We start from the raw sequence: 7,130 nt of genomic DNA, 5'->3' as shown, positions 1-7,130 counted from the left end.
CGAGTTCTTCGGTGACGGACAGGTCCTTGATGGCGAGGGTGGTAGTCATGGCAGTTCTCCTTGGGAGCGATTGGGACTTGGGGTTCGGTTGGTTCGAGCATTGTTTCTGCGCTCGGGAGGTACAAACGCATGGAGTGTGCCAAGGCGGGCCAGGTCAGCGTGAATCGCCCGCAAACGCAGGCGGGACGTGGGAAGAAATTTTTCGAGGCGGGGAAAATGGCGCCAGCGCACAGTGCGCGGCGGCCTAAATCTGGCGGGCGCATACCAACACAACAACACCGGGTGTTCGCCAATGCGCGACACGCAGCCGCCTGGACCCGTCAATCGTGCGGCAGGCGTCTCTTGCCGGTGTTGATGCAATGCACGAGGGGTTTGCGATTGGCATGAGTGCGGACTAGTATCCATCGTGGGTAGGTACTCGCCGGTGAGCGGCGAGTGAACGCTCAAGGCGCAACTACGCGCAACTACGTCGCGGCTGCATCGATGCCTAGCATTCCAGACCTGATACGTACCTTCCAAAGCGGTGGTCTGTCGCACGACGAGCTTCTTGCCCGCATTGACAGCACCTTGGCCGTGGACCAGGCCAGCGCGACGCAGCTGGCGGACATGCTTTGCGAGGAGAACACGCGCTTCCCGCTGCCGCCAGGCGTCTATGAAGAGGTGCTGCAGCGCATTGAGCGCCGCGGGGCAACGCAGTTCGCGGATGGCGGCGAGGAAACCCGCGTCCAGACCGGCGCTCCCGGCATGGCTTCCCCGCCCACCACGCCCTCGACCGCGCCGGTACCGCCGGCCGACCAGGCCATTGCCGGCGCGGAGCAGTCCAAGGGGGTGGGCGACACCCTGAATGGCCGCTTTGTACTGGAGGAATGCCTTGGCGTGGGGGGCATGGGTACGGTCTACAAGGCGCTGGACCTGCGCAAGCTCGAGGCCTCCGACCGCAAGCCCTATATCGCCATCAAGGTTCTCAATGTGCAGTTCCGCGGTCATCCGAAATCGCTGATAGCACTGCAGCGCGAGGCGCGCAAGGCGCAGACGCTGGCGCACCGCAATATCGTGACGGTCTATGATTTCGATCGCGATGGTTCGGTGGTCTACCTGACCATGGAGTACCTGTCGGGCAAGTCGCTCAATCGCGTCTTGCGCGCGCCGGATTTCGCCGGCATGCCCTTCGCCAAGGCACTGCCAATCGTTACCGGCATGGGCAGGGCGCTTTCCTATGCGCATGAACGTGGCTTTGTCCACTGCGACTTCAAGCCTGCCAACGTGTTCCTCACGGACAGCGGTGAAGTGAAGGTGATCGATTTCGGCATCGCGCGGGTCTTCCAGCAACCGGCGGACGATGCGGACCCGACCGTGTTCGACCCTGGCACGCTCGGCGGCATGACACCAGCCTATGCCAGTCCCGAGATGTTCGAGCATCGCGAGCCGGACCCGCGCGATGACATCTACGCGCTGGCCTGCGTGACGTATGAACTGCTGACGGGCCGGCATCCTTACGAGCGGTTGTCGGCCAACCAGGCACGCGGTGCCGGCCTCAAGCCGCAGCGGCCGAAGTCGCTGAGCCGCGGCCAGTGGCGAGCGCTGCGTGCCGCGCTGTCCTTCGATCGCGCGACGCGCACGCCCACCGTGGCACGCTTCCTGGCCGACCTGGGAACCGAGCGCAGCGGCGCGATGCCGATGGCCAGGCTGGGTGCTGTGTCCCTGGCCGGTGTGCTGGTGGCAGGCGGCGTGGGTTACTACGCATGGCGCTCGCGTCACCCGCCGGACGGCCAGGCTCAGCCCCCGACACAGACCGCTCCCGCGCCCGTCGCAACGCAACCCGCCCAGCCTGCGCCGCCGCAAGCGCCATCGCGCCAGGAAGCCAAGGCGGAGCGCGCGCTCTCCATGCAGGCTGTCGCGCCGGTGCTGGCGCGCGTGCCTTGCTCGCTTTTCTCGGCATCGGCGCAGGAGCATGCGCTGCAGGTGCGCGGCTACGTAGCGGACCGGTTCGGCATCAAGCGCTTGAAAGATGAACTGGAGGCGGTTCCCGGCGTGCAGACACTGAACCTTGACGTGCAACCGCTGGGTGACGACAAGTGCGATGTGATCAAGCTGATCGGGCCCTACTGGTCGGGGCGCCGCGACGGGGACGCGCTCACCACGATCCGCACCAGGGCGCCAGGTGCTCAGCTGACCGAGGGTACACCGTTGATTGTCGATATCACGACGCCGCCTTACGACACCTACGTCTATGTCGACTACTACATGGCGGACGGCAAGGTCGTGCACATGGTGCCCAGCCAGCGCGCCAAGGCCAACCAGGCTCCCGCCAGCTATCACGCGACCGTCGGCAGCCTCGGCGACTGGGTGATCGCAAAGCCGTTTGGCACGGAGCTGATCGTGCTGCTCACCACGCCAGCGCCGTTGTTCGACGCGCTACGCCCGGAGGTGGAGTCCAGGCAGGACTATCTGCGCGCGCTTGAACGGCAGTTGGGGCCGATGGCCGCCAAGCATGGAGATGACCACATCGGCGCCGACGTGGTGCAGATATCCACCAAGGCGCGCTAGTCGGCCAGCTTGTCCCGACGGGACTGGCACGGAAGCCGCTACTTCATGTCTCGCACGACACGAAAGCCATTCTGCGACTGGCGCACGCTGGCGCTGTACTTGAATCGGGTGGAGGAGAGCATATAGCTCGCGCCCTCCAACCAGGAGCCGCCACGGATCACGCGTACGCTGCAGCCGGGTTCGTCCCAGGCACGCCCGTCAACCGGTGCGTTCTTGTAGGAAATGTGCCAGCAGTCGGCGACCCATTCCCACACGCTGCCATTCACGTCGTGCAGGCCCAAGGCATTGGGGGCAAAGGAGCCGACGTTGGCCGGCGTATCGGCGCTCCACGGATCGCCGCAATCCTTGCAGTTCGCCGTTCCCTTGCGCATCTGGTCGCCCCACCAGTAGAGCGTTGAGGTGCCGCCCCTGGCAGCGTATTCCCACTCGGCCTCGGTCGGCAGGCGATAGTGCTTGCCGGTGGTCTTGTTCAGCCATGCGAGGTATTGCTGGGCATCGTCCCAGCTCACATCGCGCATGGGCGCGTTCCTGGGGGCGCTTGCGACGGTGGCGATACGCGGGCACGCGCCAGCGTCGGCGCAGGCACCCCATTGCTCCACGGTGACTTCGTACTTGCCGATCGCGAAGGGCTGCGCGATGGTGACGCGGTGCGGGGGCTTTTCGGTCGGGTCGCCGCCATTGCTGCCCATGGTGAAGCTGCCCGGTGCGACGTTGTGCAGCACGGGGCAAGCCGGGCAGTCCTTGATCTCACCCGGTTTTATGTCGACCGTCACCGCGCCGGAAGCGGCGGCGTGTTGCGTGGCGGGTGAGGGCGTACTTGCCGGGGCGGCGGGCGCGCTGGCGGATGAAGTGGCTGGCGGCGGTTGCACTTTTCCGGTCTGCGTGCGCGCTGGCGGTGGCGTGACTGTGCCCTGTGCCGCGGTTGGCCCGGAGGCGGCGGGCGCGGTGCGGGCGCGGTCGGCGGGCGGCTCTGCCTTGACGCCCGCCGCACGCAGCCGCTCGATCCTTGCCCGTGCCAGCGGCGCGAAGCGGCCGTTCGGATACGCCTTCAGGTAGGCCTCATAGTCGCTGGGGAAATTGCTGTTCTTGATGGAATCCCAGAAGCTGAGCTCGTATTGTTCATCGCTGTCTTTCGGGAGGATCCCGCGATGCCGGATCGCCGGATTCCCGTCCAGGCTGGCGGAATAGGTGGTGCTGTCGATGGCGGGTGCCGCGTCCGTGTCCAACCGGAGCGGGGCGGGCAGCGAGGACGAGACCCACGGCTGCTGCCGCAGCCCCGTTTGCATGCTGACGATCTCGCCCGCCTGCCGGAAGACTGCCTCGGCATAGAGTCCGGGCATGCGTAGCGTACGCAGCAGCGCGGCGGTGAATACGCCATGGCTGACGCCTTCGGCTGCGGCGATGCCAGGGGCCGTGGCATAGGCGATCAGGGTGTTGGCGGGCGCGGCTGGCGGCTTGAAGGCACCGCCGCGGTACGGATTGTCCAGGCAGGTATCGAGGATCAGCACGTTGCGCATGTCCGGGCGCGGCACCGACATGCTTGCCAGGACGGTGCGAAGCTCGGTGCCCGCCGTGAGCAAGCGGGCGGGCGTGCGGCTGCCCGCATCGACGGGAATCAGCACCGGGTTGTCCGCGACCTCGATGCCGTGCCCGGCGAAGTAGAACAGACCGACGCCGCCTGCTTGCAACCGTTGCCGGAATTCGGCAAGCGCGCTTGCCATGCCGTCACGGTCCAGGTTTTCGCGGAGCATGACGTCAAAGCCGAGAGCTGCCAGGGTCTGGCCCATGGCTTGCGCGTCGGTGGCGGCATTGGGCAGCGGTTCGTCCGCATACGCGGCATTGCCGATGACAAGGGCGAGACGCCGGGCTTGGCCGTTCCCGGCGGAAGTGGCCGTGAGCCGTGCTTCGGTGGTGGACGCTGGCGTGTCGATGCCGGCTTCGGCACGCACGGCCGCTGCCAACGCGAACAGGCATATGACAAGGAGTTTTCGCCACATATTCAGGCCTTGTTCGTACGGCGCCGAAGTGCATCGGCGGTCCCACGCGCAAGCGGCGTGACGCGCCACCAGCGAGCGATGATACCCGGCCATCACCCGGCCGGTCCGCCTCGTCCCTGGCGCCGACGCGATGCAGCGCGGGCGGCACTGGGCTCGCTCAATCAACCATAGCACAGCGATTGTGAATCCGGAGGTGCTTCGCAACGCAAGGTGGCGCAGCAAGCTCACTGTTGCCTGCGCCCAGCGATCGCGCACGGCAGCACCAAGTATCTTTTTGCAGTTTTCCGTTCTAAGCTAAATGACGAAATGCAAAAGCGCTGACGAAGAGCAAGAATCCACCGCGCTTTCGAGGTCACGCGAATTGCCTGCGTCCGTTGCTTTGCAGCGGCGCCGGGTGCACGCGTTGCCACACAGGTGTTGCCTTGCATGTTCCGGCGCGGACCGTTGTTCGGGAGGGCTATCGTATGCACAGGCGAACCGTGCTCGGCACACTGGCAGCGTCTCTGTTGGCGCCGTTGCCCTCGATCTCGTTGTCCGCCACATCCCCGCCCAATGCCGAGGTCTACATCATCTGGCCCCCCGATGGCGCCGTGATCGACGGCGGCAAATTCTGGGTGCGCATGGGCCTGCGCAATATGGGGGTCGCGCCCAAGGGGACCGACATGCCCAATGTCGGCCATCACCACCTGCTGATCGACACTGACCTGCCGCCGATGGACAAGGAGATTCCGAACGACCGGAACCACGTGCACTTTGGCGCGGGCGAGACCGAGGCGCGGATCGAGCTGCCGCCAGGCAAACACACCTTGCAGTTGCTGCTCGGCGACAAGGACCATAAGCCCCACGATCCGCCGATCTACTCCAAGAAGATCACCATTACCGTTCGATAAGGCCCGGGCCGCCGGGCCGGCGGCACGATACGGGAGAGAGTCCATGCGTAAGCTCATATCTGCTGCCGCGCTCGCCGCCGGCCTGCTTCTGAACGGTGTCATGCCGGCCAGCGCGATCGCGGGTCCGACGCCCGCGCCGTCCAATGCCTACCTGTACATTGGCTACCCCAACAACAACCAGGTCCTGCCGGCGGGCAAGCCGATCAAAGTGTGGTTCGGGCTGCGCAGCATGGGCGTGGCGCCGCGTGGCGTGAAGTTTCCCAACACGGGCCATCACCATCTGTTGATCGATACGGACTTGCCGCCGATGGACAAGGAAATTCCTAACGATCGCAACCATGTGCATTTCGGCGCCGGCGAGACCGAGACCACGATCGAACTGCCACCGGGCAAGCACACCCTGCAGTTGCTGATGGCCGATGACAAGCACATCCCGCACAACCCGCCGATCTATTCCAAGAAGATCACGATCTACGTGAAGTGATCGCGTTCCGGTACGGCGCGGAACGCACCGCGCCGCCGGGATCGCGGTTGCGCCGCGCGCGTGCCTCCGTGGTGGGCAAGCGCTACCCCCGATCGCATTGCGCGTACTGAACGTATCGCGCGCATCACGCCTCCCCCTGTTTCCCAGTCACGCTGAGCGCGATCGCCGCGCCCCGCTGGCGTCTGTCGCTGACGAGCGAACACATGGTGTCTGTTGTGTTGGTATGCGCCCGCCAGATTTAGGCCGCCGTGCACTGTGCGCTGGCGCCATTTTCCCCGCCTCGAAAAATTTCTTCCCACGTCCCGCCTGCGTTTGCGGGCGATTCACGCTGACCTGGCCCGCCTTGGCACACTCCATGCGTTTGTACCTCYCGAGCGCAGAAACAATGCTCGAACCAACCGAACCCCAAGTCCCAATCGCTCCCAAGGAGAACTGCCATGACTACCACCCTCGCCATCAAGGACCTGTCCGTCACCGAAGAACTCGACGCCCGYGCCATGCGCGCCGTGCGCGGCGGCTTCGTGCCCTTCCTGCCCGTGTTCAGCGCGGTCAAGATCGACTCGACCTTCAACGCCTCGCAGCTGATCGGCCAGACGCAGAACGTCGTCAACATGAACGGCAACAACACGGCCTTCGCGGACGACATCAAGTCGCATGTCCACTCGACCCAGAACGCCCAGAACAACATCTATTGAGCCTCGGGCTACCGCCCAGGCTGAATTCGCAAGCTACTGCATTTCCCGGAGAACTGCCATGACTACCACCCTCGCCATCAAAGACCTGTCCGTCACCGAAGAACTCGACGCCCGTGCCATGCGCGCCGTGCGCGGCGGCTTCGTGCCCTTCCTGCCCGTGTTCAGCACGGTCAAGCTCGACTCGACTTTCAACGCTTCGCAGCTGATCGGCCAGACGCAGAACGTCGTCAACATGAACGGCAACAACACGGCCTTCGCGGACGACATCAAGTCGAATGTCCACTCGACCCAGAACGCCCAGAACAACATCTATCGCTAAGCCGCGGGCCCTGCCCACCGCGCAAGCTGCATTCGCAAACTACTGAATACCCGGAGAACTGCCATGACTACCACCCTCGCCATCAAAGACCTGTCCGTCACCGAAGAACTCGACGCCCGCGCCATGCGCGCCGTGCGCGGCGGCTTCGTGCCCTTCCTGCCCGTGTTCAGCGCCGTCAAGATCGACTCGACCTTCAAT

General features: G+C 65.0%; 6 protein-coding genes. 5 read left to right on the top strand and 1 reads right to left on the bottom strand.

Annotation, left to right across the window (positions count from 1 at the left end):
- Positions 1 to 483 precede the first annotated feature (483 nt).
- A complete protein-coding gene (locus AC1DS6_RS42050) occupies positions 484 to 2,547 on the top strand; it encodes a serine/threonine-protein kinase (RefSeq protein ID WP_441637353.1) in 2,064 nt (687 codons plus the stop codon).
- 38 nt (positions 2,548 to 2,585) lie between these two features.
- Here the strand turns inward: AC1DS6_RS42050 and AC1DS6_RS42045 are convergent, their stop codons facing one another.
- Entirely contained in the window at positions 2,586 to 4,544 is a 1,959-nt protein-coding gene (locus tag AC1DS6_RS42045; RefSeq protein ID WP_477104740.1) for an SUMF1/EgtB/PvdO family nonheme iron enzyme, read from the bottom strand.
- 464 nt (positions 4,545 to 5,008) lie between these two features.
- On the opposite strand from AC1DS6_RS42045, the gene AC1DS6_RS42040 reads away from it, so the two are divergent.
- The 4 genes from AC1DS6_RS42040 to AC1DS6_RS42025 all read left to right on the top strand — a co-directional run bounded on the left by AC1DS6_RS42040 (position 5,009) and on the right by AC1DS6_RS42025 (position 6,932).
- On the top strand, positions 5,009 to 5,434 hold the full coding sequence (locus tag AC1DS6_RS42040) for a DUF4399 domain-containing protein (protein ID WP_428180805.1): 426 nt from the start codon (positions 5,009 to 5,011) through the stop codon (positions 5,432 to 5,434).
- 43 nt (positions 5,435 to 5,477) lie between these two features.
- Positions 5,478 to 5,918, top strand: a complete 441-nt coding sequence (locus tag AC1DS6_RS42035) for a DUF4399 domain-containing protein (protein ID WP_477104739.1) — start codon at positions 5,478 to 5,480, stop codon at positions 5,916 to 5,918.
- Positions 5,919 to 6,355: 437 nt separating this feature from the next.
- Entirely contained in the window at positions 6,356 to 6,613 is a 258-nt protein-coding gene (locus AC1DS6_RS42030; protein ID WP_447429813.1) for a hypothetical protein, read from the top strand.
- 58 nt (positions 6,614 to 6,671) lie between these two features.
- The gene (locus tag AC1DS6_RS42025; RefSeq protein ID WP_477104738.1) at positions 6,672 to 6,932 is read left to right on the top strand and encodes a hypothetical protein; all 261 of its coding nucleotides are present in this window, start codon (positions 6,672 to 6,674) and stop codon (positions 6,930 to 6,932) included.
- Positions 6,933 to 7,130: the final 198 nt, after the last annotated feature.

The organism is Cupriavidus sp. 05L310 (assembly GCF_056398185.1).
This window is presented reverse-complemented; position numbering and strand designations above follow the sequence as displayed.

Bases quoted from the DNA above. Each gene is read 5' to 3' on its own strand.
- AC1DS6_RS42050 (WP_441637353.1), top strand. From the start codon at position 484: ATGCCTAGCATTCCAGACCTGATACGTACCTTCCAAAGCGGTGGTCTG.
- AC1DS6_RS42045 (WP_477104740.1), bottom strand. From the start codon at position 4,544: ATGTGGCGAAAACTCCTTGTCATATGCCTGTTCGCGTTGGCAGCGGCC.
- AC1DS6_RS42040 (WP_428180805.1), top strand. From the start codon at position 5,009: ATGCACAGGCGAACCGTGCTCGGCACACTGGCAGCGTCTCTGTTGGCG.
- AC1DS6_RS42035 (WP_477104739.1), top strand. From the start codon at position 5,478: ATGCGTAAGCTCATATCTGCTGCCGCGCTCGCCGCCGGCCTGCTTCTG.
- AC1DS6_RS42025 (WP_477104738.1), top strand. From the start codon at position 6,672: ATGACTACCACCCTCGCCATCAAAGACCTGTCCGTCACCGAAGAACTC.